We start from the raw sequence: 25,769 nt of genomic DNA on the forward strand, positions 1-25,769 counted from the left end.
GTCGTAAGACGTAGGCCACCCAGCGTAGGGGCGGGGCCGCCGGAAAATTCCAACGGAACCCGCCCAAACGAACACGTTAGACGCGAGGCTTCTCACGCATCTCGAAGGTCTCGATGATGTCGCCTTCGGTGATGTCGTTGTACGAACCAAGACCGATACCACACTCGAAGTCCGTGCGGACCTCAGTGGCGTCGTCCTTGAAGCGCTTGAGCGTCTCAACGGTGAGGTTGTCACCGATGATCTTGCCGTCGCGGCTGATGCGTGCCTTGGTGTTGCGTCGGATGATGCCCGAGCGGACGATCGAGCCTGCGATGTTTCCGAACTTGGAGGAACGGAAGACTTCGCGGACCTCGGCGGTGCCCAGCTGGACTTCTTCGTATTCCGGCTTGAGCATGCCCTTGAGCGCCATCTCGATGTCATCAATTGCCGCGTAGATGACGGAGTAGAAGCGCATGTCCACGCCTTCGCGGTCTGCCAGTTCGGCAACACGCTCGGCAGGCTTGACGTTGAAGCCGATGATGACGGCGCTGTCGACCGTCGCCAGGTTGACGTCGTTCTGCGTGATGGCACCAACACCGCGGTGGATGACGCGCAGCTGCACGCCTTCGCCGACGTCGATCTTGAGCAGGGCGTCTTCGAGGGCTTCCACGGCACCGGACACGTCACCCTTGAGGATGAGGTTGAGGGTGTCGATCTTGCCGTCGGCCACTGCCTGGTCGAAGTCTTCCAGGCTGATGCGCTTGCGGCGCTTGGCCAGGGCAGCGTTGCGGTCGGCCGCTTCACGTTTCTCGGCGATCTGGCGGGCGGTGCGCTCGTCAGCGGTCACGAAGAAGGTGTCGCCTGCACGCGGCACGTTGGACAGACCCAGCACCTGGACGGGGCGGGACGGGCCGGCCTCGGTCAGGGCGCTGCCGTCGTCGTCGAACATCGCACGGACGCGGCCGTGGGCCGTGCCTGCAACGATGGTGTCGCCGACGCGCAGCGAGCCGGACTGCACCAGGACGGTGGCCACGGAACCGCGGCCCTTGTCGAGGTTGGCTTCGATGGCGATACCGCGAGCGTCCTTGTTCGGGTTGGCGCGCATGTCCAGGGCAGCGTCTGCGGTGAGCAGGACTGCCTCGAGCAGCTCGTCGATGTTGAGGTTCTGGCGGGCAGATACCTCCACGAACATGGTGTCGCCACCGTATTCTTCGGGAACCAGGCCGTACTCGGTCAGCTGGCCGCGGACCTTTTCCGGGTTGGCGCCTTCCTTGTCGATCTTGTTCACGGCCACCACGATCGGCACGTTGGCTGCCTGGGCGTGGTTGAGGGCTTCAACGGTCTGGGGCATTACGCCGTCGTCCGCTGCGACCACCAGGATGGCGATGTCGGTGACCTTCGCACCACGGGCACGCATGGCGGTGAACGCCTCGTGGCCCGGAGTATCGATGAAGGTGATCTTCCGGTCCACATCCTCATGCGTGTGTGTGACCTGGTAGGCACCGATGTGCTGCGTGATGCCGCCGTGCTCGCCCGCCATAACGTCGGACTTGCGGATGGCATCAAGCAGGCGCGTTTTACCGTGGTCCACGTGGCCCATAACGGTGACAACCGGAGGACGTGCCTCAAGGTCTTCGTCGCCTTCGGCTTCGAGCTCTGCTTCGAAGTCGATGTCGAAGGTGGAGAGCAGCTCGCGCTCCTCATCCTCCGGCGATACAACCTGGAGCTTGTAGCCAAGCTCCTCGCCCAGCAGCGCAAAGGTTTCCTCGTCCAGCGACTGCGTGGCCGTTGCCATTTCACCAAGGTGGAACAGCACGGTTACCAGTGCGGCGGGGTTTGCCTCGATCTTGTCAGCGAAGTCCGTGATGGACGAGCCGCGTCGGAGGCGGATCACAGTGTTGCCGTCACCGCGGGGTACGCTCACGCCACCCAGCGACGGGGCACTCATCTGCTCAAGTTCCTGGCGCTTTGCGCGCTTCGACTTGCGCTGCTTGCCACGTCCGGCGCCGCCCTTGCCGAAGGCACCCTGGGTGCCGCCGCGTCCGCGGCCGCCCTTGCCAAAGCCACCACCAGCGGGAGCACCGCCGCCTGCACCGGGACCACCGGTTCCGGGAGCGCCACCCGGGCGTCCCGGGCCGCGGCCGCCGGCACCCGGACGTCCGGCACCGGCCGGAGCCGGGCGTTCAGTGCGGTTGGGCATCATGCCTGGAGTAGGACGGTTTCCACCGGCACCACCGGCACCACCGGGACGCGGTGCACCGGGGCGCGGGCCGCCCGCACCTGCGGCGGGACGGGGCCCACCGGCGCCTGCAGCGGGACGGGGACCACCCGGACGGGGGCCGCCGGCACCTGCTGCGGGACGCGGACCGCCGGGACGGTCGCCGTCGGTACGGCTTCCACCCGCGCGGGGCATGCCCTGCGAAGTAGCGAAGGGGTTGTTGCCCGGACGGGGAGCGCGCTCACCGTCGCCGCCACGGCCGCGGGGCATGCCCTGCGAAGTAGCGAAGGGGTTGTTGCCCGGACGGGGACCGCCGGGACGGGGAGCGGAACCGCCCTGTCCGCCGGAGCGGGTGGGTGCAGCCGGAGTCTCGGCCTTGGGGGCCGGCCGTGCACCGGGCTTCGCGCCGGTGGACGGAGCAGCGGGGGCAGCCGGAGCTGCCGGCACGCTGGCAGCAGGTGCTGCCGGTGCGGCAGGAGCGGCGGGTGCCGGTGCAGCCGGAGTTGCGGGGGCAGGTGCCTGCGCCGTCGGGGCCGGGGCCTTGGGCGCTGCCGGACCGGGAGCGGGGGTTGAAGGACGTGCCTCTGCCGCCGGGGCTGCTGCCTTGGGCGCGGCGGCCGGTGCTGATGCCTTGGCAGCAGCGTCGGGGAAGGCGTTGCGCAGTTTACGCACAACGGGGGCCTCAATGGTGGAAGAGGCGGAGCGAACGAATTCGCCCAGTTCCTGCAGCTTTGTCACTGCATCTTTGGAAGTAATACCGAGCTCTTTGGCGAGCTCGTGTACGCGGACCTTGGCCACATTTCTCCTGTTCTCGGTCCGCACCGAGCCAGGCACGAACCGTCTACTTCTTACTGCGGGCCCAAGCCGCGAATACTGCAGTAGGGCCCATTGCAGAGCGCAACAAAGTTGTCATCGTTGCGCACTCATCGGTGAAAACTCATCGGGTTTCCATCAGATTTCTGACCCGCTTTCAGGTTGGACGATTGGTGTTGCAGTTGCCGTGGCTGCAACGCTCGCTCCCGACTTGATCCAGTGTTCGACGGCGGCCGTTCCGGATGCGCCCGCAAGGGCACGTCCGAAAGCCCGCCGTTTAATAGCCAGAGCCAGGCACGATTCGCTGGGGTGCAGCCATGCACCCCGGCCAGCCATCCGGCGTCGTTCATCCACCAGGACAGCGGTTGATCCGCTGCCTTCGGCGACGAGCCGGAGTAATTCATGCCGCTTGCCCTTCTTCCGGCAGCCGATGCAGGTACGTTCCGGTTGATTCCCGTTGGAAAGCACTGCCACGGTTATCTTCCTGACGTTTATATCTGCTGGCCCTGCAAGGCCTTACCTCCGCATTCTCAGCGAAGGGGGCACGCACGGGGCGCACAACTGCCGGCCGTTGGGCGCGGCCTTTTCTATTCTAGCCCCTCCGGGCCGTTCTGCCCGAAACCACAGTGCGGTTCCGGCGTGGCCCACCCCTAACGGGCGGAGCTAGTTTTCGCGCGCGGTTGCGGCGTCGGAAACGATGTCGATGCGCCAGCCGGTGAGCTTGGCCGCCAGGCGGGCGTTCTGGCCCTCCTTGCCGATGGCCAGAGACAGCTGGTAATCGGGGACCACCACGCGGGCGGAACGGGTGGCCTCATCGGTAATCGTGACCGAATTCACCCGGGACGGGGACAACGCACTGGCAATGAACGTCGCGGGGTTCTCGCTGAAATCGACGATGTCGATCTTTTCGTCATTCAATTCAGTCATTACTGCTCGGACGCGTGAGCCCATTTCGCCGATGCACGCGCCCTTGGCGTTAATGCCGGGGGCGTTTGCCTTGACGGCGATCTTGGTGCGGTGGCCTGCTTCCCGGGCCAGCGCGACGATCTCGACGGAGCGGTCGGCGATTTCCGGTACTTCCAGTTCGAAGAGTTTCCGGACCAGTCCCGGATGCGACCTCGACAGCGTGACGGACGGGCCCTTGGAGCCGCGGTGGACGTCGATGACCAGGGCACGGAGGCGGTTGCCGTGGATGTACTTCTCCCCCGGCACCTGTTCGGGCGGCGGCAGGAGTGCTTCAACGGCGCCCAGGTTGACCTGGACCATGTGCGGGTTGTGTCCCTGCTGGATGGTGCCGGCCACGAGTTCGCCCTCGCGGCCCTTAAACTCGCCCAGAACGTTGTCGTCCTCGACGTCGCGCAGCCGCTGCAGGATGATCTGGCGGGCGGTGCTGGCAGCGATGCGGCCGAACCCTTCCGGGGTATCCTCGAACTCGCCGATGGGGGCGCCGTCGTCGTCGATTTCCACGGCCCAGATGGTCACGTGGCCGCTCTTGCGGTCCAGTTCCGCGCGGGCCTTTTCGAAGGCGCCGGGAGACTTGTGGTAAGCCACCAGGAGCGCCTGCTCGATGGTGGGGATCAGGAGGTCCAGCGGGATTTCACGCTCACGCTCCAGAAGTCTCAGTGCGCTCATGTCAATATCCATCAGGCCTCCTCAGAAGGTCCATTGTGTTCAGTTTCCAGACCGTCCCCGTTGAGGTGGCTGAATTCGATCTCGACTTTTCCGTTGCGGATCCTGTCGAAAGGAAGCTTGATGGGATCGCCCTGCTTGGGCTTCATCCCCTTTTTAACGGCGATTTCGGGCACGATCATCACACCGCCGTCATCCACCGCCTGGATGCGGCCCATGAGGTTGTCGCCCTGGACAACGTTGACTTTCACCATCCGGCCCTTGGCGCGGTGCCAGTGGCGCGGCTCAGTCAGCGGCCGGCCGACACCGGGCGAGGAGACCTCAAGGTCGTAAGGACGGCCGTCGTCGTCGGGATCGTTGTCCAGCACGTCGGAAAGCACCTTGGAGATGTCAGCAATGACGTCAAGGCTTACCCCGCCGGTTTCCTCCTGGGGAAGGTCCACCACAACGTGGACCACCCGGTGGGAACCGGGGATGATGGCGACGTCCTCAAGGTACAGGCGATTGGCTTGGACCGGGGGTTCAAGGAGTGCCCTGAGCCGTGCAGCTTCCGGATTGTGTGCGGCCTCAGCCTTACCCGTAGCGGTCTGGTCTGATGAAGCTGTGGCTTCTGCATTGCTCACGATGCCGGCCGCCTCCCGATAGATGATGTTGTGTGTACTAGCGTAGCTATTTTAGCGGTTCATTGGTGCACGGAGTCCCCCCTCGGCGTGACACCATGGTCTGTTGTGAAAGACGCCAACCAGGAAGACCGCCCGCGGATGTCCTATTTCCGGTACGCCGTCTTTTCGCTCACGGCCCTCCTCGTCCTGAGCCTGGGTTTCGCACTGATCCCGCCTGAACCGCCTGCACCTGCGGAACCGCCGTTCTCCGAACAGGCGCGCGCTGCCGCCTTGGAAGAGGCTCTGCGGCTCCGTTCGGCCGGGCTGGAACTCGGCGCCGCCGGAGGGAATGTTGCTGCCGGCGGGACTGCGGCGGCCCCGCTGGACCAGGTTGTGACGTTGCTGACCTTCCAGGCCCGGGCGCTGCTGCTTCCGGACAGTCCGGCTTCCCCTGGGGCTACGGCGTCAGCGACGGCGTCGGCGTCGGCGTCGCTTTCAGTCGGTGCCCCGCCTTCAGCTGCTCCCCCGTCGTCGAGCGCTCCTGCCGGGGTGACGATGGCCGGGTTGGCCGCCGCCCTCGCGGCCAGCGGGCAGCAACGCCTGAAGGACGCGGAAACGGCCGACGGCAGCATCGCGCGCCTGCTGGCCGGCGCCGGCACGGCGCAGCTGCTGGCAGCGGAACAGCTTGGGGCGCAAGCTTCACCATCCCAGGGCGACCAGCGGCAGGAGGGCACAGCACAGGACGGGACGGCACGCACGCCCGGCGCGACGGACCCGGCAGCGGCGTCCGCTTGCCCGTCCACTCCGGCCGGGCAGGCCGGCGCGGACGCGTCCGCGGACGCCGACGCCGCTGAGGCCAACGCGAACGAGAACGGCATTAGCGTGGGGAGCGCCCTTGTAGCCGCGGCTGAGGCGGAACTGGAGACGGTGTACGGGTACCAGGCCGCCCTCACCCGCCTTCCCCCGGAAGGGGCACGCGCGGCGTCGAACTTCCTGAAACAGCACCAGGACCTCGCTGATCAGGCCACAATGTTCAGCCTGCTGCACTGCGGGGTCCCGGCTCCGCAGCCACCCGGGTACGTCCTGGACCAGGTGTTCCTGGACGCTCCGGTGGCAGGACTTGCCCGGCTGGAGGCCGACACCTTGCCGGCCTACGGGGACATTGTGGCAGTTACCGACGGCAGAACGCGGGCCTGGGCCCTGTCAGCGCTGGAGGAAGCAGCCCGCCGTGCACAGCACTGGGGCGCGGATCCGCACCCCCTTCCGGGCCTTGTCCTGGACGAACGGCAGCTTCCGCAACTGCCGGAATAGGGCAGCATGGCCCCGACGGGCTGTCCTGGGACCGGCCCAGGGCAGCCCGGAGTTGCTGGTGCTGGCGGGTCCGCCGCACCGGGTGGTTTGCTGGAGGGATGGACGCCGCCCCCGCACCCTCCTTCCATGAGAACGAACCGCACGCCAACGACGTTGCGCAGCGGCTGAACTGGCTGCGGGCAGGCGTCCTTGGTGCCAATGACGGCATTGTCTCGGTGGCGGCCATCGTTGTAGGTGTAGCCGGGGCCACCGCCGCAACCGGGCCGATACTGACGGCAGGAGCTGCGGGCCTGGTGGGCGGAGCCGTGTCCATGGCGCTGGGCGAATACGTCTCCGTCAGCAGCCAAAGTGACAGCCAGCGGGCCCTGATAGAGAAGGAACGCCGTGAACTGGCGGAAGAACCGGAAGAGGAACTTGCGGAGCTGACTGCCCTCTACCTGGCCAAGGGCCTCAGCCCGCACACAGCCGGCAAAGTAGCTGAGGAACTCACAGCGCACGACGCACTGGCCGCTCACCTGTCCGCCGAGCTCAACATCGACGAGACGGGCATTGTCAGCCCTTGGCATGCGGCCTTTGCCTCTGCCATCGCTTTTATCACCGGCGCCATCCTCCCCATGCTGGCAATCCTGCTCCCACCACCGGAGATCCGGGTCCCCGTCACCTTCGCCGCGGTTCTCCTTGCCCTGGCAATGACGGGTGCGCTGGGGGCTTGGATCGGCGGTGGCTCCAAAGCCCGGGCAGCAGTCCGTGTGGTAGCAGGCGGAGCCCTTGCGCTCGCCGCTACCTTCAGCGTTGGCAACCTGCTCGGGGCCACGGGCGTGTTCTAACGAAGCATCCTGCCACGCTGGCCGCTCCCCTGCCCCTACGCTGGAACTGATGAGCGAACCGGCGGCAGTACCAATCCCACCCGACCTCACTGCTCGGTACAGCCGCAGCAGCGCAGGCCGGGCCTGGCTGGCATCCCTGCCGGGCCTTATCCAGAGCCGGCTGGACAACTGGAAGCTGACGCCGGACCTGCCCCGCGGCTCCCTGCCTTGGAACGGCCATGGCGGGGTGGTCATCCCGGTGCAGCAGGAGGACGGCACTCCGGCTGCCCTCAAAATCGCTTTCCCGCATGACGAAGCCAGGGTTGAGCGGCACGCCCTTGCCTTGTGGCAGGGACGGGGGGCGGTGGCGCTGTTGGCGTCCGATGCGGGTACCTGCGCCATGCTTTTGGAAAGGCTCGACGGCGAACGCTCACTCGCCGCTGTCCCCATGGAGGACGCCGTGGAGGTCTGGGGAGGCCTGGTGCGGCAGCTTAGCCTCAACCCCGATGACCGGCCGCAGTGGCAGGAGTTCGAACACATCGCCGCGCGGGCAGAGCAATGGAGTGATGACCTGCCCGTGGAATGGGAACAGCTGGGGCGTCCCTTCCCGCGCTGGCTGCTCGAGGCAGCCCTTGAGGTGTGCCAAACCCGCGGGGCGGTGGGCCGGCGTGCGGCACGCGATGTCCTGGTCCATGCGGACCTGCATTTCCTCAATGTCCTGGCCAGGCCATCTGCGTCCGCACGGACAAGCCTTCCATCCCCGCCGGCACTTCGGACGGCGGCAGGCTTCGCCGCCATCGACCCGCAGCCCATGATCGGCGAGCCGGAGTTTGCAGTGGCTCCGCTGTTGTGGAACCGCCTTTCGGACTTGCCTGTGAACGACAGCGGAGCCGGCCTGCGGCGGCGCTGCTCTGATTTCAGCTCTGCTGCCGGCCTGGACCCGGAGGTTGCACGGCAATGGGGCATCGCCCGGGAAGTGGAGAACGCCCTCGCTTACGCGGGAAAGCCGGACCATCGAGGCGACCTCGAGCGGTCCCTGTGGGTGGCCAGCACTTTGGCTGGCCGAACCCTTGACGGGCTACCGTCAGCACATCGCCTGCCAGAACCGGGAGAGGCTATCGGGGCGCGCTGACACTTGACTTTCCCCGTGGCAGTCAGGTTCCCCGCACGGCGGCAAGGGCGGATCCGACTGCCGCCACGGCGGTGCGCACTTCGTCCGCTGCCGTTTGCCAGTTGCTGACGGAAATACGCAGGATGTCCCGGTCCTGCCAGCGGGAGCCGGACATCCATACCCTGCCGTCCGCGATGATGTGTGCTGTCACGGCACGGGTCGTGGCGTCGTCGCCGAACGCCGCGCACACCTGTGTGTAGCCGACGTCGTTCAGGACCTCCACGCCGTCGATTCCTGCCAGCCCTCCCGCAATCTCCGAGGCCGCGGCCACAAGCCCCCGCACTTGGGCTGCCACGCCGTCGCTGCCCAGGCTCTTCAGTGCCGCCCATACGGGCACACCCCGGGCCCGGCGGGACAACTCCGGCACTTTTTCGAAGGGGTCACCCGGGCCCTCGGCGTCCTGAATGAGGTAACTGGTGTGCAGGCCCATGGCCGCGCGGAGAGCCGATGCGTCGCGGACAATGGCAATACCGCAGTCGTACGGCACGTTCAGCGTCTTGTGCGCGTCAGTTGCCCACGAGTCAGCGTCCTCGTAGCCGCCTGTCAGGTCCCGAAGTTCGGGCACCGCCGCAGCCCAGAGTCCGAAAGCACCGTCGATGTGGACCCACGCGCCGTGCTTCCCGGCGATGCGAATGGCTTGGGGGAAGGGGTCAAAAGCCCCGGAGTGAAGGTTTCCTGCCTGCAGGCAGACCAGAGCCGGCCCGGAACTTCCAGCCAGCGCCGCCTCAAGGGCTGCAGGAATCAACCGCCCCTGATCGTCAGCATCAACCACCACCGGCCTTCCCAGCCCAAGATACCGGAGGGCAAGGTCCACGGTATCGTGCCGTTCCCGGCCCACAAAGCATCTGATTCGAGGTGCCGCGCTCAGCCCGTCCCGGTCCAGGTCCCACCCGGCGTCGGCGAGAAGCCGCCACCGGCCTGCTGCCAGCCCCGTGAAGTTGGCCATGGTTGCTCCGGTGACGAAGCCGACGTCGGACTCCGGGGGAAGACCCAGCAGCTCCAGCAGCCAGGCCCCTGCACTTTCCTCTATGGCCGCCATTGCGGGGGTGGCGTAGCGGAGGCCGGCGTTCTGGTCCCAGGCGCTCACCAGCCAATCAGAGGCAAGCGCAGCGGGCAGCGTTCCGCCGATCACCCAGCCGAAGAAGCGGCCGGATGGCATGGCCATGAGCCCCGGCTCGGCTGTTCGGGCCAGGAGGTCAACGACGTCCTCGGCAGGCATGCCGGAGGTGGGCAGCGGCCCCCCGAAAGCACCCGTGAGGTCCTGGGCGGGCAGTCGCGGGCCGACGGGCCTGTCAGGCATGCTGCGCAGCCAGTTCCCGGCGTGCACTGCCGCGGCAGCTAAAGCTCGGGCGTACTCGTCTTCACCGTGTGGCATAGCTGCATGCTACGCCCCGCGTTTGACGGCCACGAGGCCCTCTTCTACCCCTGTTGGGCGAAGTTTTCCTGCCACACGTCGAAGCCGAGCTTGAGGATCAGGGCAGCCACCACCACAAGGAAGACCACCCGGACGAACCGGCTCCCCTGCGCCACCGCCGTCCTGGCTCCTAGGTAGCCGCCTGCCATGTTGGCAACCCCCAGAAGGAGGCCCAGGCCCCACAGGATGGAGCCGTGCGGCAGGAAGAACATCAGCGCACCTGCGTTGGTGGCCATGTTCACGATCTTGGCTTTGGCACTGGCTTCGAGGAACGCATAACCCATCGCGGAAACCAGGGCGATGACAAGGAAGGAACCCGTCCCGGGGCCAATCAGGCCGTCGTAGAAGCCGATGACGGCGCCGATCAGGCACGCCACCACATAGTGCTTGTGGCCGTTGTGCCGCAGGGCGGTGATGTGGCCGGCGTCCGGCTTAAGGGCCGTAAACAGCGCCACTGCCACCAGCGCGGCCACAATGATGGGTTTGAAAACGCTGGACGGCAGCGTGGCGGCGAGTATTGCACCGCCGAAGCTGCCCGCAAGGGCAATCACGGCCATCGGCAGTGCCGTCCTCAGGTCCGGCCCCACCCGTCTGTAGTACGTGACGGCGCTGGTTGCGGTTCCGAAGATGGACCCCATTTTGTTCGTTGCCAGTGCTTGGACGGGCGTAATGCCCGGGACCAGCAACAGGGCGGGGAGCTGGATTAATCCGCCCCCGCCCACCACGGCGTCCACCCAGCCCGCGGCGAAACCCGCCAGCACGATCAAAACCAGTGTTGTGAGCTGGATGGATTCAAGCCCTAAGAGCACCTCTGCGGAGTCAGCTGGCGCGGACAGCGTTGACTACGTAGTCAACTGCCTTGTCTACTGCAACGTTCTCGGCGTCGCCGCTGCGGCGGTCCTTGATCTCCACCACACCGTCCACCAGGCCGCGGCCCACGGCGAGAATGGTGGGGACGCCCAGCAGCTCGGCGTCGCCGAACTTGACGCCCGGCGAGACCTTGGGCCGGTCATCGAGCAGGACATCAAGGCCCGCTGCTTCCAGGTCTGCTGCCAGCTGCTCCGCCGTGGCGAAGATGTCCTCGCCCTTGCCCACAGCCACAACGTGGACGTCAGCCGGCGCCACGGCCCGCGGCCAGACCAGGCCCCTGCTGTCGTTGTTGGATTCGGCCAGCGCCGCAACGGCCCGGGTGACGCCCACGCCGTAGGAGCCCATGGTCACAGTGACCTGCTTGCCGTTCTGGTCCAGGACCTTCAGCTCCAGGGCTTCGGCATATTTCCGGCCGAGCTGGAAGATGTGGCCCATTTCTATCCCGCGGGCAATCTCCAGGGGGCCGGAGCCGTCAGGAGCCGGGTCACCTTCGTGGACGTCGGTGCACTCGATGACACCGTCCCAGGTGAAGTCCCTGCCTGCCACCAGGCCGAAAACGTGCTTGCCGGCTTCGTTGGCGCCGGTGATCCAGGTGGTGCCGCTGACAACGCGCGGATCCACCAGGTAAAGCAGCTTCGAGGCGCTTTCGGCGCCCAGCAGCGGTTCGTCCAGCGCCAGGCCGGGTCCGAGGTAGCCCTTGACGATCAGCGGCTGCTTCTTGAGATCGTCATCGTTTGCTGCTTCGAGGCCGATCTCGCCGGCGATGGGCAGGAAGGATCCGATGTTCGCTTCCACGCGCTTCAGGTCCACCCCGCGGTCGCCGGGCAGCCCGATGACCACCAGCTGCCGTTCCCCGGTGGGCAGGGTGACCGCGAGGACAACGTTCTTGAGCGTGTCCGCGCCAGTCCAGGCGCCGCCGTCGGCCTCCGAACGGGGGGCGAGTTCGTTGGAGGCCGCCACCAGCGTTTCGATCGTGGGGGTGTCAGGGGTGTCGAGGACCTCGGCGGCGGGAGCAGCGGAGAAGTCGATTTCCGCCGGCGCCACCGTGGTGACAGCCTCAACGTTTGCGGCGTAGCCGCCCGCTGAGCGGACGAAGGTGTCCTCACCGATCTCCGTGGGGTGCAGGAATTCTTCGCTCTTGGAGCCGCCCATGGCGCCGGCGGTTGCGGTCACCGGGATGACTTCCAGGCCGAGGCGTTCGAAGATCCGCAGGTAGGCGCCGCGGTGGGCGGCGTAGCTGGCGTCCAGGCCGGCGTCGTCGACGTCGAACGAGTAGGAGTCCTTCATGATGAACTCGCGTCCGCGCAGGAGCCCGGCACGGGGGCGGGCTTCGTCGCGGTACTTGTTCTGGATTTGGTAAAGGCTAAGCGGCAGGTCCTTGTACGAGGAGTAGAGGTCCTTGACCAGCAGCGTGAACATTTCCTCATGCGTGGGGGCAAGCAGGTAGTCGGCGCCCTTGCGGTCCTGAAGGCGGAACAGACCTTCGCCGTATTCGGTCCAGCGGTTGGTGGTTTCGTACGGCTCACGCGGCAGCAGTGCCGGGAAGTGAACTTCCTGCGCCCCGATGTTCGCCATTTCCTCCCGGATGATGGCCTCGACCTTGCGCAGGACACTCAGTCCCAGCGGCAGCCAGGTGTAGATACCCGGGGCTGCGCGGCGGATGTAGCCGGCACGGACCAGCAGTCGGTGGCTTGCCACCTCGGCGTCGACGGGATCTTCACGCAGGGTGCGCAGGAATAGCTGGGACAGTCTTGTAACCACGGGTGGGTATCCGTTTCTGGGGAGGTGCTGGAGCAACAGCAGGCCGGGCATTTCGTCTGGGTACTAATCTACCGCCAAGCACAGAAGAGCCACGCCCGGGAATACAAAGCCCCTGGCCCCCCAGAAGGGCTGGTCATTGCATCCGGGCGTGGCTCAACGCCGTTATCGCCTAAGTACTGGTGAGGATTGGTGCGACCGCCCACGCCACTCCAGCGCAGCTAGATCGAACCTAAGTGATGACGGCCACAATTGACAAGTAGTCTTTCTATCAAGACGTTGATTAGCGACATGTCCAGGCCTAGTTTTAGTTCACCGGGTGAGAATTAGAGGGCCGGACGGGCCGGAGCACCTGGCGGTTCAGCGGAGGCGGCGATGTCACGTTCGGCCGTTGAGGAGCCACGGGGACAGGACGACGGCGGGGCGGTGGCTACCAGCGGCCTCACCGTCCTGCGCGGCCGGCTTCCCGTCCTCCGGGACCTGACCTTCGCCATCCCCACCGGCCAAATAACGGGGCTCTTGGGGCCGTCCGGAAGCGGAAAGACCACCCTCATGCGGGCCATTGCGGGGGTGCAGCGCATCTCCTCGGGCGCCATCCAGGTAATGGGCCTCCCCGCCGGCAGCAGTTCCCTGCGACACCGGGTCGGCTACGTCACCCAGTCGCCAAGCGTCTACCCGGACCTGGCAGTGGAAGCCAACGTGCGGTATTTCGGAGCCATGCACCACAAAGGCGCCCCCGCCGTGGCGGAGGCGATTGCCGCCGTCGGACTTGAACGGCAGGCGCGGCAGAAAACCGCTGACCTGTCCGGGGGCCAGCTCAGCCGCGTGTCCCTTGCCTGCGCACTGGTGGCGCACCCGCGGCTGCTCGTCCTGGACGAACCGACCGTCGGGCTGGACCCTGTGCTGCGCGCAGACCTCTGGAGCCGCTTCCGCTCCATGGCCGAAAAAGGGACAACCCTGCTCGTTTCGAGCCACGTCCTGGAGGCAATCTCGAACGTTCTTCCCCTGACCTTCGCCGTGGATACGTTGCAGGAGATAGCCTCCAACACGGAGGCCACGGACCGGATGTGGCAGGACGCGGGCATCATGGCGGCGATTGTGCTGGGCGTCCTGGTACTGGCGTCCCTGACGCTGCGCAGGCAGACTGCGTAAGCTGGCAAACACGCGCGGAGATGATCTTCCCAGCCTAGAACAGCACCGTGGCGAACGTGCCCACCTGCCGGAAGCCGACCCGCTCGTAGGTGGCACGGGCGCGCACGTTGAAGCCATTGACGTAAAGGCTGGTGACGGGAGCGATCTTCCTTGCCTGCTCCACTACGGCGGCCATGTATGGGGAGCTGAGGCCCTGGCCCCGGTAGAGCGGATTCATCCAGACACCCTGGATCTGGGTGACCTCCGACGTAACGGCACCCAGTTCGGCCTTGAACACCACCTCACGGGCGTTGTTGAGGTGAACGAGTGAATGGCCCTGGCGAATCAGCCCTTCCACCCGCCGGCTGTAGAACTCCCTGCCACCGAGGAACGGGGAATATCCCACTTCTTCTTCGAACATGGCGGCGCAGGCCGGTAGGATGCGGTCAAAGTCCGCAAGGTTTCCCAGCCCAAGGCCAGGGTCGGGTTGGATGGACGGCGGGCCCTCGATGGTCATCAGGGGCTGCTCGGCGCGAACTTCGTGCGCCCGGTGGCCCAGTTCCACAAGTTCAGCATGGAGGGCAAGAACGGACTGGGCCGGTCCGAACGCGGAGGCGTAGCGTCGTCCGGACGCGTTGGCGGCCTCGGCGACGGCCCCGGCAAACTCTGGTTCCAGCTGAACCGGAACCAGGTTGGCTCCTGCCCAGCACGCACCCACCAGGACGCCGTCGTCAAAGACGCCAATGACGCCGGCGCCGCCGCTTGTGGGTGCGGCAGTACCGGCAGCACGCAGGTGCGCGAGGATAAATACATTGGCCACCGGATCCCGCTGCGCCAGCAGCCGGAGCGCGGCAGTATCCGTTCCGTCCAGCGTGCGGACGGAAATTCCCGGAGGGTCGGGGACGTCCTTACGAGACGCTAACCACGGGGCTACCCTTGACAGCATCTTCGCCATCGGCCTCCCCCATCTCTTCCGCGATACGCATGGCCTCTTCGATCAGTGTCTCAACAATTTGGCTCTCGGGCACAGTCTTGATGACTTCACCCTTCACAAAGATCTGGCCCTTGCCGTTGCCGGAAGCAACGCCGAGATCAGCCTCACGGGCCTCACCGGGACCATTCACTACGCAGCCCATAACGGCCACCCGCAGCGGAATCTCCATGCCCTCAAGTCCTGCAGTGACCTGCTCGGCGAGTGTGTACACGTCCACCTGTGCACGGCCGCAGGACGGGCAGGAGACAATCTCCAGCTTCCGCGGACGCAGGTTGAGGGACTGGAGAATCTGGTTGCCCACCTTGATTTCCTCTACCGGCGGAGCCGAAAGGGAAACGCGGATGGTGTCGCCGATGCCCCGGGACAGCAGGGCACCGAAGGCGGTGGCGGACTTGATGGTTCCCTGGAATGCCGGGCCTGCCTCGGTCACGCCGAGGTGCAGCGGCCAGTCGCCTTTTTCTGCCAGCATCTCGTATGCCGCCACCATGATCACGGGGTCGTTGTGCTTGACGGAAATTTTGAAGTCGTGGAAGCCGTGCTCCTCGAACAGGGAAGCTTCCCAGACGGCGGATTCCACCAGCGCCTCGGGGGTGGCCTTGCCGTACTTCTTCAGGATGCCGGGCTCCAGCGAGCCCGCGTTGACGCCGATCCTGATGGAGGTGCCGTGGTCGCGGGCTGCAGCAGCGATTTCCTTGACCTGGTCGTCGAACTTCCGGATATTGCCCGGGTTCACCCGCACCGCAGCGCAGCCCGCTTCGATGGCCGCAAAGACGTATTTGGGCTGGAAGTGGATGTCCGCGATGACCGGGATCTGGGACTTTTTGGCGATGATGGGCAGCGCTTCGGCGTCATCCGCAGAAGGGCAGGCCACGCGCACAATGTCACAGCCGGACGCTGTGAGTTCCGCAATCTGCTGCAGGGTGGCGTTGATGTCCGTGGTGGGGGTTGTGGTCATGGACTGCACGCTGATGGGGAAATCCGAGCCAACCCCTACTGAACCAACCTTGATCTGGCGGGTCTTGCGGCGGGGGGCGAGGACGGGCGGCGGTGCTGACGGCATTCCCAGGCTGACCGAGGTCACGTGGACTCCTAGAGTTGAAAGGGGTGTTGAAGCGGCTACGCGGCGAAGCCGGCCAGCATGCCGGTAACGGGTGACCATTCGGTGATGCGGGTTCCGGCGATCACCCCGGCAGCGGCGAAGGGGTCCTGCTTGAGGATGGAGTTCAGGGCGGCCTCGTCTGCTGTCTTGAAAATCAGCAGTGCTCCTGCTCCGTCACCGTACGGCCCGCTGGCCAGGATGGCACCGTCCTGCGCCAGGCCCGACGTCCATTCACGGTGGGCCGGACGGGCGGCGCTGCGGGCTTCGGTGGAATCGGCGGCGTAAACATACTCAACGGCAAAAACTGTCATACCGCTACCCTATCGCCCTGCCTGCCCTTGCACCCATCCGGGAAGCCTGCGGGGGCGGTCTAGCCCGGACACGCCTGTTCCTAGGAGAGGAACAGTACTTTGACCACCGCGGCCGTTCCGGCAGCCCACAGCATGGAGGTCAGAGTGCCGATGATGAAGCGTTCGGCCGCCACGGGCGTTTCCTTCAGCTCCGCGAACCTGCCCAGGCCCTTGATGGCAACAATGTATGCGATGGCCACAGGCTGTCCGGTGAGGATCGCCAGGCACACGCCGAGCCGCTCCAGCACTCCGATAATGGCGCCGCCGCGGAGGATGCGCTGGCTGGGGGCAGGGGTCGCCAAAGCGGAAGCGCCCGACGACGGCGCGTCGGCCGCCGCTGTCAGCTCGCCATCCACGTTCTGGGTTTCGGCGTGCGGCGCGTCCACCGTAACGTCAGCTGCCGGGTCCTCGGCTGCCCTCCTGGCTTCCCCGGCGGCCTTGGCGGCATCGGCTTTGTCGTCGATGGTTCTGGCGAGACGGAACACCAGGGCGGTCACCGGCCAACCGGCGAAGCCAGCCACGAGCAGTGCGACAGTGATCCAAAGCGCGGTCACCGGGCTCCTTCATTCTGGGAACGGACAAGGTGGGAGTGGGCGTGGTCCAAAAGCATTGCTGCTGCCGGCCTGGCTGCCCATTCTTCCTGCCAGCCGGATCGAAGGACGGCCCGGCTTACCGATTGCTCCGTAATTCCCAGCTCCTGGGCAACATGCTTCTGGCTGCCATGCCTGCCCTCGCCGCCCTGGAATGCGCGCAGCCGGTCCACCACCCGCCACTGCGCCTCTGTACGCTGCTGCACCACCCTCCCGATCAGGCGAAGCACCGCCTGGGCATTTGCACTGGCCATGGCCCCTTCCTGGGTTTGGGGCTGGATGTCCCTGCCACGGCCCATGGTGCCCGATACCACTGACAACGGAACCTGGCCTGCTGCACTCTTCGCCAATTCAACAGCTTTTCGCGCCGCTACAAAGCCGCTTCCGGATCCCTCCCTGGGACTGTCCCCCGGAGCCAGCTGCACGCTGCCAATTCCGATTCCGACGTACCAATAACCACTGCGAAGCGCCTGGAGTGCTACGTCCACCACCTCTGCGGCATGCTCCACGACGCCTTGGAGCTCGTCCCCTACGGAACGTTCGAAAGCTGCAGGCGTGAGATCCCGCAGGGCGGAGATCAGGTCCGGGACCCGGTCAACGTCGGAAGAGCTGCCCCGTTGGTCAATGGTAAGAACGTACATGCCATAACCCTAGGCAGCTGATCCCAGATAATCAATCACTAATAGCTGATTATCGGTTATCAGCCATAAAAGGCTGATAGGCGGGAAATCACCTATTTCCCGTTGGAACCGGAAGGTCAGCCGAAGAGGTTCACGGGCTTCACGATATCGGCGTAGATGAGGAGCGCGCTCATGCCCATGAGCAGGGCCGCCACCACGTAGGTCACCGGGAGCAGCTTGGCGATGTCGAAGGCTCCGGGATCCGGTTTGCCGAACAGTTTGGCCACCTGCCGCCGGGCGCCTTCGTAGAGCGCGCCCGCAACGTGGCCACCGTCAAGCGGCAGCAGCGGGATCAGGTTGAAGACCGCCAGGGCGAAGTTCAGCCCGGCAAGCAGTCCCACCAGTGTTGCAACCCGCGACTGGACCGGAATTTCCTCCATGGCGGCAACTTCACCGGCCACCCGACCCACACCCACCACGCTGATGGGGCCATTGGGGTCGCGTGGTTCCTCGCTGAAGGCGGCTTTCGCCACGCCCACCACACGCGCGGGCAGGTTGAACACCACTCCTGCCACCTGCCGGATATTCTCCCCGGCCATGGGCAGAACGGACGACGCCGGCTGGGCCACCAGTTCTGTCTGCGCGCCGATGCCCAGGAAGCCGACGTCCTGGTACAGGAGGGTGCCGGCGTCGTCCTTCGCCTGCCGGCCATCCGCGCCGATGATGGGCCGGGCCGACAGCACAGGAGTAACAGTGGTGGAAACGGGGGCGCCGTCCCGCTCCACGGTGATGGGCACTTCACGTCCGGCCGAGGCCCTGATCCATTCCGTCAGCTGGTCCCAGCTGGTCACGGCTTTGCCGTCAAAGGAGGTGACGGTGTCATTGGGTTTGAGCCCGGCCGCGGCGGCGGGCGTCAGCTGGCAGTCTGCTGAATCGGGGTCCACGGTTTCGCCCGCTGCCACCTGGCACTTGGAGACGTCGGAAATGGTGGTGGTGGCTGTGGCCATGCCAAAGCCCATCAGCAGGACCGCCGTCAGCGCCACTCCGAGGACCATGTTCATGGCCGGGCCGCCCAGCATCACAATGATCTTTTTCCACACCGGAAGCCGATAAAACACCCGGTTTTCATCGCCCGGGCCCACTTCCTCGTGCGCCACGGAGCGTGCTTCCGTTGCCAGGGTCTGGAACATTCCGGTGCTGGAGGGACGCACGGATCCGTCGTCCTGGTTGGGCGGGTACATTCCGATCATGGACACGTAGCCGCCCAGCGGGATGGCCTTCACGCCGTACTCGGTCTCGCCTTTCCGCCGCGACCAGAGCGTGGGACCGAAACCGATCATGTACTTGGTGACGCGGACCTTGAAAAGCTTGGCGGGCAGGAGGTGGCCCACTTCGTGGAGCGCGATGGAGGCAGCGATGCCGATGGCCACAAAAACGACACCGAGGATAAAAAGGAGAACGGGGGTCATGGAGGTACTTGCTGCTTCCTAGAGACTGCTGACTGCTAAACGTTCGTTGGCGCGTGCGCGTGCCCAGCTTTCAGCATCCAGCACGGTTTCCACCGTCAGCCCGGAGGAGCCTGAATGTTCGCTGAGAACTGCTGCGACAGTGTCTACGATGTCCGTGAACCTGATGCGGCCGGCGTGGAAAGCCGTCACGGCTTCCTCGTTGGCGGCGTTGAACACGGCGGGGAAGGTGCTGCCCTGCTTTGCGGCGTCCTTGGCGAGATCAACGGCAGGGAACGCAGCCACGTCCAACGGCTCGAAAGTCCAGGTGGCCGCCCGGGTCCAGTCGCACGCAGCCGCGGCCTTGGGCACGCGGTCCGGCCAGCCCAGGCCCAAGGCGATGGGGAGGCGCATGTCCGGCGGGGAGGCCTGGGCGATGATGGAGCCGTCTATGAACTGGACCATGGAATGCACCACGGACTGCGGATGGACCACCACGTCAATCCGGTCCAGCGGCACGTCGAACAGCAGGTGCGCTTCGATGACTTCCAGCCCCTTGTTCACGAGGGTGGCCGAGTTGGTGGTAACCATCATGCCCATGTCCCACGTGGGGTGCGCCAGTGCCTCCTGCGGAGTGACATCGTGGAGCTCCTCCCGGGTCCTGCCCCGGAAAGGGCCGCCGGAGGCGGTGAGGATGAGTTTGTCCACTTCGGACGCTGACCCGGAGCGCAGGCACTGGGCGATGGCGGAGTGCTCGGAGTCAACCGGGACTATCTGGCCCTCCCGTGCTGCCGCCTTCACCAGCGCTCCGCCCACAATCAAGGATTCCTTGTTGGCAAGGGCCAGGGTTGCGCCGGATTTCAGGGCTGCCAGGGTGGGTGCAAGGCCGATCGATCCCGTAATTCCGTTGAGCACCACGTCGGCTTCGACCTCGGCAATCCGGGTGGACGCGTCCGGTCCGGCGATGATCTCCGGCCGGTAGCCGTGCTTTCCCGCAGCGGCCGCCGCCTCATCGATCAACGTTGCCAGGCGCCGGGGGTCGCCGCCGGCAATGCCGACTGCCGCCGCCCCCGTATGCACCGCCTGGCGGGCGAGGAGCTCCTGGTTCCCTCCGCCGGCGCTGAGGGCCACCACCTCGAAAAGGTGCGGGGCGCCGTCGACGACGTCAATCGCCTGGGTGCCGATGGAGCCGGTGGATCCGAGGAGGGCGATCTTGCGTGGCTGCATTGCTTAAGTATCGCGCACCATCCTCGACCCGCTGCGCCTTGACCACGGGACGGCCGGGCGTAACGTGGACTGCGTGGACTGGCTCTCCTGGTTTGACGCGCCGGAATATGAGTTCGCCCGGCAGGTTCTGCAGCGGGGCGTGGCGGCACTGTACTTCATTGCGTTCCTGTCCTCACTGAACCAGTTCCCCGCGCTGCTGGGTGAGCGGGGCCTGCTGCCGGCGTCGGAGTACCTTTCCGGTTCCAGCCGCTTGCGCCGGCCCACCCTTTTCCGCTGGCGGTATTCGGACCGGCTGCTGCGCTGGGTCTGCGCCGCAGGGCTGCTGGTTTCGGCGCTGCTGGTGGCCGGTGTCCCGCAGCAGGGGCCGCCGTGGGTTCCGCTTATTGCGTTCCTGGGCCTGTGGCTGCTCTACATGTCCATCGTGAACGTCGGCCAAACGTTTTACGGATTCGGCTGGGAAATGCTGCTCCTGGAAGCCGGCTTCACTGTCGCCTTCCTGGGATCGAACCAGACGGACCCGCCGCGCACCATCCTGATCCTGATCGTGTGGCTGGTGTTCCGGCTGGAATTCGGCGCCGGCATGATCAAGATCCGCGGCGGCCGGGAATGGCGCGATCTGACCGCCCTGTACTACCACCACGAAACCCAGCCCATGCCTGGGCCCCTGAGCCGCCAGGCGCATCTGCTGCCCAAGCCGCTTCACAAAGTCGAAGTGCTGGGCAACCATTTCGCCCAGCTGGTAGTGCCCTTCTTTCTGTTCGCGCCCCAGCCGGTCGGCAGCCTGGCCGCGGCGGTGGTCATCCTCACGCAGTTGTGGCTCGTGGCCAGCGGCAACTTCGCCTGGCTGAACTGGATCGCCATCGTGCTGGCGTTCGCCGCGGTCAGCGATCCGGTGGCACACGCTGTGTTCCCCGTGATCCCGCTTGATTGGCACGGGGCGGTTGTGGATAGTGCCGCCGCGGGCAGGGATACTCCGCTGTGGTGGCTGGTGATTACCCTGGCCGTCACCCTGCTGCTGGTGGTGCTCAGTTACTTTCCCCTGCGCAATCTGTTCTCCCGCCGCCAGCTGATGAACGCCAGCTTCAACCGCTGGCAACTGGTCAACACCTACGGGGCGTTCGGATCAGTGACCAGGAAACGCATCGAGATCGTGGTCGAAGGCACCCTCGACGAGGACCCGGACGACTCCTCCAAGTGGCGGGAGTACGGCTTCAAGGGCAAGCCGGGCGATGTCCGCAGGGTCCCGCGCCAATGGGCGCCGTACCACCTGCGGCTTGACTGGCTGATGTGGTTCTTGCCGTTGCGAAGCGTCCATGAGGAGTGGTTTTATGCGTTCCTCGGAAAGCTGCTGGAAGCGGACCGCCCGACTCTGCGGCTCCTCCGCCATGACCCGTTCGACGGCGTGCCGCCGCACTGGGTGCGTGTGCGCAGTTACCACTACCGGTTTGCGACGCGCCAGGAGTTCCGGGAAACCGGTGACCGGTGGGTGCGGACGCTGCTCCACGAGCCCATTCCACCGGTTTCGCTGCCGCGTTCCAGCGGCCGGAAACGCTAGACGTGCTCCCCTGCACGCCGTATGACGGCTTCGGCGTGCTTGAGGATGGGTCCATCAATCATCTGGCCCTTGTACTGGAAAACGCCCTGCCCTGCCGCGGCGGCGGCCTGCAGCAGCGCTGCCGCGGCTGAGACTTCCGCTTCCGACGGCGCAAAGGCGCCCCGGACCACGGCTGCCTGGCTGGGGTGGATGCATGCCTTGGATCCGAAGCCTGACGCGACGGCGTCAGCAGCCTCGGCTGCAAGACCCGTCAGGTCCGGGATGTTGGTATAGACGGCGTCCACGGCTTCCTTGCCGAACGCCCGGGCGGACAGGAGAACCGAGGACCGGGCATGGAACGCAACTGCCCGGTAGCCGCCGTCGTCCTTCCTGCTGGAAGTTCCACCCAGTGACGCGAGCAGGTCCTCGGCCCCCCACATCAGGGCCACTACGTTGGGGGCCGCGGCGATTGCCGGGGCGTTGAGGACGCCCGTTGCCGTTTCGCACAGCGCAATCACCTGGTAGCGGGCCAAGGCCTCCAGCTGCTCTGCGCTCTCGGCTTTTGCGAGCATCACGGTTTTGTATGGGGTGTGGGCCAGGCAGTGGAGGTCCTTCTCGAATTCCCCTGTCCCGGCCGGGTTGACCCTGATAATGGTCCGGCTTGGATCCAGCTCGGGCTCGTCACCGGCGGCGCCAAGCTGGGCGAGAATGGCACCGCGGGCGCGCTGTTTGTGGGCAGGTGCCACCGCGTCCTCAAGGTCAAGGATGACGGCGTCGGCCCGGGTGGCAGCTTTCTGGTAGCGCTCAGGCCTGTCAGCGGGGCAAAAAAGCAGGGCAGGGCCCATCACAAAGGTCATACCGGTATTGTCCCCTTTCCCGTGCTTGGCTGCTGGGCATGGGCATCCTGCGTCCACATCAGGCAGCTGCGCTTCGCGAGGGCCACTACCGTGCCGTCCTGGTTGCGGCCGGTGTGTTCCATGGTCACGATTCCCTGTCCCGGCCGGGAGCCGGAGAGCCGTTTCCCGCTGATCACCGTTTCGGTGTAAAGGGTGTCGCCGTGGTAGAGCGGGTGCGGGAAGGAGACGTCGGTCAGGCCCAGTTGGGCGATGATGGTGCCCTGGGTGAGCTGGGAGACGGACTGGCCCACCATCGTGGCCAGGGTCAACATGGAGTTCACCAGCCGCTGACCGAAGGGCTGACCGGCGCTCCAGGCAGCGTCCAGGTGCAGGGCCTGGGTGTTCATGGTGAGGGTGGTAAACAGGACGTTGTCCGCTTCCGTGACGGTCCGGCCGGGACGGTGGGCGTACAGGACGCCCTCCTCCAGCTCGTCGAAGTACAGTCCGCGCTGCTCGACCACGCGTTTCCCACCGGTGGTTGATCCTGCCGAAACCCCGTCGCCCGTCATACAGTCAGTTCCCGGTCTTCCTCGAAAAGCTCGGCGCCGGTGGCGGCTGCCACATCCTCCACGGAAACGTTGGGCGCCAACTCCCTGAGCACGAGCCGTGACCCGGAGCTGTCTGCTACGACGTCGATAACGGCCAGGTCCGTGATGATCCTGTCCACGCAGCCCTTGCCGGTCAGGGGCAGGGAGCACTGCTGGACAATCTTGGGGTTCCCGTTGCGGTCCACGTGCTCCATCATCACGATCACCTTCTTGGCGCCGAACACCAGGTCCATGGCGCCGCCCATGCCTTTAACCATCTTGCCCGGGATCATCCAGTTGGCGAGGTCGCCGTTCTCGGCCACCTCCATGGCGCCCAGCACCGCGACGTCCACGTGGCCGCCGCGGATCATGCCGAAGCTGGAAGCCGAATCAAAAAAAGCAGCCCCGCTGTTGACCGTGACAGTTTCCTTGCCGGCGTTGATCAGGTCCGGATCAACAGCGTCCTCCGCGGGGTAGGGGCCTACGCCGAGGATCCCGTTTTCGGAATGGAGCACCACTTCCACGCCAGCGGGAATGTAATTGGGAATGAGGGTTGGCATGCCGATGCCAAGGTTGACGTACTGGCCGTTGCTGAGCTCCCGCGCCACCCGTGCGGCGAGCTCGTTCCGGGTCCAGCCTTTGGCATCGGCCCCGCCCGCCGGAACGTCGTGCTGCTGGGCTGCTGCCCGGCGGTACTCGGGACGGACGCCTTCGGGCCGTGGTGCGTAGGGGCTGTTCGGATCCATGGCTAAGCTCCTGCCTGCTGGTTGGCGCCGGTCTCGTTGCCGCCGTTCGGGCTGGTGCCGGGCTGGTTGGCAGCCTGGCCGGACGGGGCTGCGAGTGCAACGGTCCGTTTCTCGATGCGTTTCTCGGCGCCGGCGGCCAGCACCACCCGCTGGACGAAGATTCCCGGGGTGTGGATGTGTTCCGGATCCAGTTCGCCCGGTTCCACAAGTTCCTCTACCTCGGCGATGGTGATCCGTCCTGCCATGGCGCAAAGCGGGTTGAAGTTCATGGCGGTGGCGTGGAAGACCAGGTTTCCGTGCCGGTCGCCCTTCCATGCGTGGACCAAACCAAAGTCCGGGGTCAAAGCCTCCTCCAGCACATAGTCGACCCCGTCGAAGGAGCGCACCTCCTTCGGTGGGGACGCGACCGCGACGCCGCCCTCGGCGTCGTACTTTTGAGGCAGGCCGCCCTCGGACACCTGGGTGCCGACCCCCGCCTTCGTGTAGAAGGCCGGGATGCCGGCGCCGCCCGCCCGGAGTTTCTCGGCCAGCGTTCCCTGCGGGGTGAGCACCACCTCAAGCTCGCCGGCCAGGTACTGCCGGGCGAACTCCTTGTTCTCGCCGACGTAGGAGCTGATGGTGCGCCGGATCCGGCCGTCGCGCAGCAGGATACCGAGGCCCCAATCGTCCACGCCGCAGTTGTTGCTGACCGTTTCGAGCTCCGACGTGCCGGCCCGGTGCAGCGCGTCAATGAGGGACACCGGGATGCCGCACAAACCGAAACCTCCCACGGCCAGCGAGGCGCCGTCGGGAATGTCCGCAACGGCCTCCTCGGCGGTGGCAACAACCTTGTTAATCATCGGTGATCCTTTCAGGCCGGCTACAGTCCGGAGTTACTACAGACCCAGTTCGCGGGCGATCAGCATCAGCTGGACCTCCGTGGTGCCCTCCCCCACTTCAAGGATCTTGGAGTCGCGGTAATGGCGTGCCACGGTGAACTCGTTGATAAAGCCATAGCCGCCGAATACCTGGGTGGCATCCCGCGCGTTGTCCATGGCCGCCTCGCCTGCGACCATCTTAGCGATGGCCGCCTGGGTCTTGAACGGCCTTCCGGCGAGCATCCGGAACGCCGCATCGTAGTAGGCCAGCCGGGCGGTATGGGCCCTTGCCTCCATGCGCGCGATCTTGAACGAGATCGCCTGGTACTTGCCGATCTGGTTGCCGAAGGCACTGCGTTCCTTGGCGTATTTAACCGAAAGGTCCACGCAGCCCTGGGCTGCGCCGGTGGCAAGTGCCGCGATGGCGATGCGGCCCTCATCCAGGATGGACAGGAAGTTGGCGTAGCCGCGGCCTTCCACTCCCAACAAGTTTGCCTCCGGGACGCGCACGTCCTTCAGTGTCAGCGGATGGGTATCCGAGGCGTTCCAGCCCACCTTGTTGTAGGGCTTCTCCGCCCTGAAGCCGGGGGTGTCGGTGGGGACCAGGATGGTGGAGATTTCTTTCTGGATGCTGCCGTCCGCGCGTTCCTTTTGGCCGGTGACGGCGGTGACGGTGACCAGGCGTGTGATGTCAGTGCCGGAGTTGGTGATGAACTCCTTGTTGCCGTTGATCACCCATTGCCCTCCCTCCCGCCGGGCGTGGGTTTTGGTGCCGCCCGCGTCCGAGCCCGCCTCCGGTTCGGTCAGGCCGAAGCCGGCGAGCGCCTGGCCGGATGCCAGCATGGGCAACCATTCCTGCTTCTGTTGCTCGGTTCCGAAGCGGTGGATCGGCATGGCACCCAGGGAGACACCCGCCTCGAGGGTGATGGCAACGGACTGGTCCACCCGGCCCAGCTGCTCCAGCGCGAGGGCAAGGGCGAAGTAGTCCCCGCCCATTCCGCCAAACTCCTCCGGGAAGGGCAGGCCGAACAGCCCCATTTCCGCCATCTGCTTCACTACCTCATACGGGAAGCTGTGTTCCTCGTCGTGCTTGGCCGATACCGGGGCAACCACGTTGTCCGCGAAGTCCCGCACGGTGTCGCTGAGGTCCTGGTATTCCTCGCTGAGTTCAAAACCTGCCAT

The 25,769-nt window shown here is 65.8% G+C and carries 24 protein-coding genes; 5 read left to right on the plus strand and 19 right to left on the minus strand.

What is annotated here, in order from left to right; all coding sequences use genetic code 11:
• Positions 1-76: 76 nt before the first annotated feature.
• From infB to rimP, 4 genes are all read right to left on the minus strand, one after another.
• The gene (gene infB, locus CXQ88_RS03620; RefSeq protein WP_104042809.1) at positions 77-2,995 is read right to left on the minus strand and encodes a translation initiation factor IF-2; all 2,919 of its coding nucleotides are present in this window, start codon (positions 2,993-2,995) and stop codon (positions 77-79) included.
• Between the two features lie 153 nt (positions 2,996-3,148).
• Positions 3,149-3,484, minus strand: coding sequence for a YlxR family protein (locus CXQ88_RS03625; RefSeq protein WP_373637689.1), 336 nt, complete (start codon positions 3,482-3,484; stop codon positions 3,149-3,151).
• Positions 3,485-3,673: 189 nt separating this feature from the next.
• Positions 3,674-4,654, minus strand: coding sequence for a transcription termination factor NusA (gene nusA / locus CXQ88_RS03630; RefSeq protein WP_104042811.1), 981 nt, complete (start codon positions 4,652-4,654; stop codon positions 3,674-3,676).
• The gene (rimP, locus tag CXQ88_RS03635; protein WP_104042812.1) at positions 4,654-5,262 is read right to left on the minus strand and encodes a ribosome maturation factor RimP; all 609 of its coding nucleotides are present in this window, start codon (positions 5,260-5,262) and stop codon (positions 4,654-4,656) included. The genes nusA and rimP overlap by 1 nt, the downstream gene beginning before the upstream one ends.
• 105 nt (positions 5,263-5,367) lie before the next feature.
• On the opposite strand from rimP, the gene CXQ88_RS03640 reads away from it, so the two are divergent.
• The 3 genes from CXQ88_RS03640 (at position 5,368) to CXQ88_RS03650 (ending at position 8,490) form a co-directional block, all read left to right on the plus strand.
• Positions 5,368-6,552, plus strand: a complete 1,185-nt coding sequence (locus CXQ88_RS03640) for a ferritin-like domain-containing protein (protein ID WP_258061675.1) — start codon at positions 5,368-5,370, stop codon at positions 6,550-6,552.
• A 98-nt stretch (positions 6,553-6,650) separates the two neighbouring features.
• Positions 6,651-7,379, plus strand: a complete 729-nt coding sequence (locus CXQ88_RS03645; protein WP_104042813.1) for a VIT1/CCC1 transporter family protein — start codon at positions 6,651-6,653, stop codon at positions 7,377-7,379.
• A gap of 49 nt (positions 7,380-7,428) precedes the next feature.
• Complete coding sequence (locus CXQ88_RS03650; protein WP_104042814.1) at positions 7,429-8,490, plus strand: aminoglycoside phosphotransferase family protein; 1,062 nt, start codon at positions 7,429-7,431, stop codon at positions 8,488-8,490.
• A gap of 22 nt (positions 8,491-8,512) precedes the next feature.
• On the opposite strand, the gene CXQ88_RS03655 is transcribed toward CXQ88_RS03650, so the two are convergent.
• Genes CXQ88_RS03655 through CXQ88_RS03665 form a run of 3 tightly spaced genes read right to left on the minus strand, consistent with a single transcriptional unit; the run spans position 8,513 to position 12,574 of the window.
• Positions 8,513-9,904 (minus strand): pyridoxal phosphate-dependent decarboxylase family protein, encoded by a 1,392-nt coding sequence (locus tag CXQ88_RS03655; RefSeq protein ID WP_104042815.1) that lies wholly within the window; start codon positions 9,902-9,904, stop codon positions 8,513-8,515.
• A gap of 44 nt (positions 9,905-9,948) precedes the next feature.
• On the minus strand, positions 9,949-10,752 hold the full coding sequence (locus CXQ88_RS03660; protein WP_104042816.1) for a sulfite exporter TauE/SafE family protein: 804 nt from the start codon (positions 10,750-10,752) through the stop codon (positions 9,949-9,951).
• 10 nt (positions 10,753-10,762) lie between these two features.
• Positions 10,763-12,574 (minus strand): proline--tRNA ligase, encoded by a 1,812-nt coding sequence (locus CXQ88_RS03665; protein WP_104042817.1) that lies wholly within the window; start codon positions 12,572-12,574, stop codon positions 10,763-10,765.
• A gap of 372 nt (positions 12,575-12,946) precedes the next feature.
• Here CXQ88_RS03665 and CXQ88_RS03670 point away from each other — a divergent pair, with 372 nt between their 5' ends.
• On the plus strand, positions 12,947-13,723 hold the full coding sequence (locus tag CXQ88_RS03670; RefSeq protein ID WP_104042818.1) for an ABC transporter ATP-binding protein: 777 nt from the start codon (positions 12,947-12,949) through the stop codon (positions 13,721-13,723).
• Between the two features lie 34 nt (positions 13,724-13,757).
• Here CXQ88_RS03670 and CXQ88_RS03675 read toward each other — a convergent pair whose 3' ends face one another.
• The 7 genes from CXQ88_RS03675 to dxr all read right to left on the minus strand — a co-directional run bounded on the left by CXQ88_RS03675 (position 13,758) and on the right by dxr (position 20,027).
• On the minus strand, positions 13,758-14,648 hold the full coding sequence (locus tag CXQ88_RS03675; RefSeq protein ID WP_104043052.1) for a GNAT family N-acetyltransferase: 891 nt from the start codon (positions 14,646-14,648) through the stop codon (positions 13,758-13,760).
• Positions 14,611-15,777 carry a flavodoxin-dependent (E)-4-hydroxy-3-methylbut-2-enyl-diphosphate synthase gene (ispG, locus tag CXQ88_RS03680; protein WP_104042819.1) on the minus strand — a complete coding sequence of 389 codons (1,167 nt, stop codon included), beginning with the start codon at positions 15,775-15,777 and terminating at the stop codon, positions 14,611-14,613. The genes CXQ88_RS03675 and ispG overlap by 38 nt, the downstream gene beginning before the upstream one ends.
• 35 nt (positions 15,778-15,812) lie before the next feature.
• Positions 15,813-16,106, minus strand: a complete 294-nt coding sequence (locus CXQ88_RS03685; RefSeq protein ID WP_104042820.1) for a YciI family protein — start codon at positions 16,104-16,106, stop codon at positions 15,813-15,815.
• An 80-nt stretch (positions 16,107-16,186) separates the two neighbouring features.
• Positions 16,187-16,699, minus strand: a complete 513-nt coding sequence (locus CXQ88_RS03690; RefSeq protein ID WP_104042821.1) for a hypothetical protein — start codon at positions 16,697-16,699, stop codon at positions 16,187-16,189.
• A complete protein-coding gene (locus CXQ88_RS03695; RefSeq protein ID WP_104042822.1) occupies positions 16,696-17,376 on the minus strand; it encodes a MarR family transcriptional regulator in 681 nt (226 codons plus the stop codon). The genes CXQ88_RS03690 and CXQ88_RS03695 overlap by 4 nt, the downstream gene beginning before the upstream one ends.
• Before the next feature lie 116 nt (positions 17,377-17,492).
• On the minus strand, positions 17,493-18,824 hold the full coding sequence (locus CXQ88_RS03700) for a M50 family metallopeptidase (protein ID WP_104042823.1): 1,332 nt from the start codon (positions 18,822-18,824) through the stop codon (positions 17,493-17,495).
• Between the two features lie 18 nt (positions 18,825-18,842).
• On the minus strand, positions 18,843-20,027 hold the full coding sequence (gene dxr / locus CXQ88_RS03705; protein ID WP_104042824.1) for a 1-deoxy-D-xylulose-5-phosphate reductoisomerase: 1,185 nt from the start codon (positions 20,025-20,027) through the stop codon (positions 18,843-18,845).
• 73 nt (positions 20,028-20,100) lie between these two features.
• Between dxr and CXQ88_RS03710 the strand changes: the two genes are divergently transcribed.
• Complete coding sequence (locus CXQ88_RS03710) at positions 20,101-21,582, plus strand: lipase maturation factor family protein (RefSeq protein WP_104043053.1); 1,482 nt, start codon at positions 20,101-20,103, stop codon at positions 21,580-21,582.
• Here the strand turns inward: CXQ88_RS03710 and CXQ88_RS03715 are convergent.
• From CXQ88_RS03715 to CXQ88_RS03735, 5 genes are read right to left on the minus strand one after another with little or no spacing between them, the layout of a single operon-like run.
• A complete protein-coding gene (locus tag CXQ88_RS03715; protein ID WP_104042825.1) occupies positions 21,579-22,418 on the minus strand; it encodes an HpcH/HpaI aldolase/citrate lyase family protein in 840 nt (279 codons plus the stop codon). The genes CXQ88_RS03710 and CXQ88_RS03715 overlap by 4 nt on opposite strands.
• On the minus strand, positions 22,415-22,966 hold the full coding sequence (locus CXQ88_RS03720; RefSeq protein ID WP_104042826.1) for a MaoC family dehydratase: 552 nt from the start codon (positions 22,964-22,966) through the stop codon (positions 22,415-22,417). Before CXQ88_RS03720 ends, CXQ88_RS03715 begins: the two co-directional genes overlap by 4 nt.
• Positions 22,963-23,730, minus strand: a complete 768-nt coding sequence (locus tag CXQ88_RS03725) for a CoA transferase subunit B (protein ID WP_104042827.1) — start codon at positions 23,728-23,730, stop codon at positions 22,963-22,965. Before CXQ88_RS03725 ends, CXQ88_RS03720 begins: the two co-directional genes overlap by 4 nt.
• Positions 23,731-23,732: 2 nt before the next feature.
• Positions 23,733-24,569, minus strand: coding sequence for a CoA transferase subunit A (locus CXQ88_RS03730; protein WP_104042828.1), 837 nt, complete (start codon positions 24,567-24,569; stop codon positions 23,733-23,735).
• Between the two features lie 36 nt (positions 24,570-24,605).
• Positions 24,606-25,769, minus strand: coding sequence for an acyl-CoA dehydrogenase family protein (locus CXQ88_RS03735; protein ID WP_104042829.1), 1,164 nt, complete (start codon positions 25,767-25,769; stop codon positions 24,606-24,608).

The organism is Arthrobacter sp. ZGTC412, from assembly GCF_002929215.1.
Taxonomy (GTDB): Bacteria; Actinomycetota; Actinomycetes; order Actinomycetales; family Micrococcaceae; genus Arthrobacter.

Bases quoted from the DNA above. Each gene is read 5' to 3' on its own strand.
- CXQ88_RS03735 (WP_104042829.1), bottom strand. From the start codon at position 25,769: ATGGCAGGTTTTGAACTCAGCGAGGAATACCAGGACCTCAGCGACACC.
- CXQ88_RS03695 (WP_104042822.1), bottom strand. From the start codon at position 17,376: ATGTACGTTCTTACCATTGACCAACGGGGCAGCTCTTCCGACGTTGAC.
- CXQ88_RS03655 (WP_104042815.1), bottom strand. From the start codon at position 9,904: ATGCCACACGGTGAAGACGAGTACGCCCGAGCTTTAGCTGCCGCGGCA.
- CXQ88_RS03670 (WP_104042818.1), top strand. From the start codon at position 12,947: ATGTCACGTTCGGCCGTTGAGGAGCCACGGGGACAGGACGACGGCGGG.
- CXQ88_RS03650 (WP_104042814.1), top strand. From the start codon at position 7,429: ATGAGCGAACCGGCGGCAGTACCAATCCCACCCGACCTCACTGCTCGG.
- CXQ88_RS03675 (WP_104043052.1), bottom strand. From the start codon at position 14,648: ATGCTGTCAAGGGTAGCCCCGTGGTTAGCGTCTCGTAAGGACGTCCCC.
- CXQ88_RS03725 (WP_104042827.1), bottom strand. From the start codon at position 23,730: ATGGATCCGAACAGCCCCTACGCACCACGGCCCGAAGGCGTCCGTCCC.
- dxr (WP_104042824.1), bottom strand. From the start codon at position 20,027: ATGCAGCCACGCAAGATCGCCCTCCTCGGATCCACCGGCTCCATCGGC.
- nusA (WP_104042811.1), bottom strand. From the start codon at position 4,654: ATGGATATTGACATGAGCGCACTGAGACTTCTGGAGCGTGAGCGTGAA.
- CXQ88_RS03685 (WP_104042820.1), bottom strand. From the start codon at position 16,106: ATGACAGTTTTTGCCGTTGAGTATGTTTACGCCGCCGATTCCACCGAA.
- CXQ88_RS03645 (WP_104042813.1), top strand. From the start codon at position 6,651: ATGGACGCCGCCCCCGCACCCTCCTTCCATGAGAACGAACCGCACGCC.
- CXQ88_RS03720 (WP_104042826.1), bottom strand. From the start codon at position 22,966: ATGACGGGCGACGGGGTTTCGGCAGGATCAACCACCGGTGGGAAACGC.
- CXQ88_RS03730 (WP_104042828.1), bottom strand. From the start codon at position 24,569: ATGATTAACAAGGTTGTTGCCACCGCCGAGGAGGCCGTTGCGGACATT.
- CXQ88_RS03715 (WP_104042825.1), bottom strand. From the start codon at position 22,418: ATGACCTTTGTGATGGGCCCTGCCCTGCTTTTTTGCCCCGCTGACAGG.
- CXQ88_RS03700 (WP_104042823.1), bottom strand. From the start codon at position 18,824: ATGACCCCCGTTCTCCTTTTTATCCTCGGTGTCGTTTTTGTGGCCATC.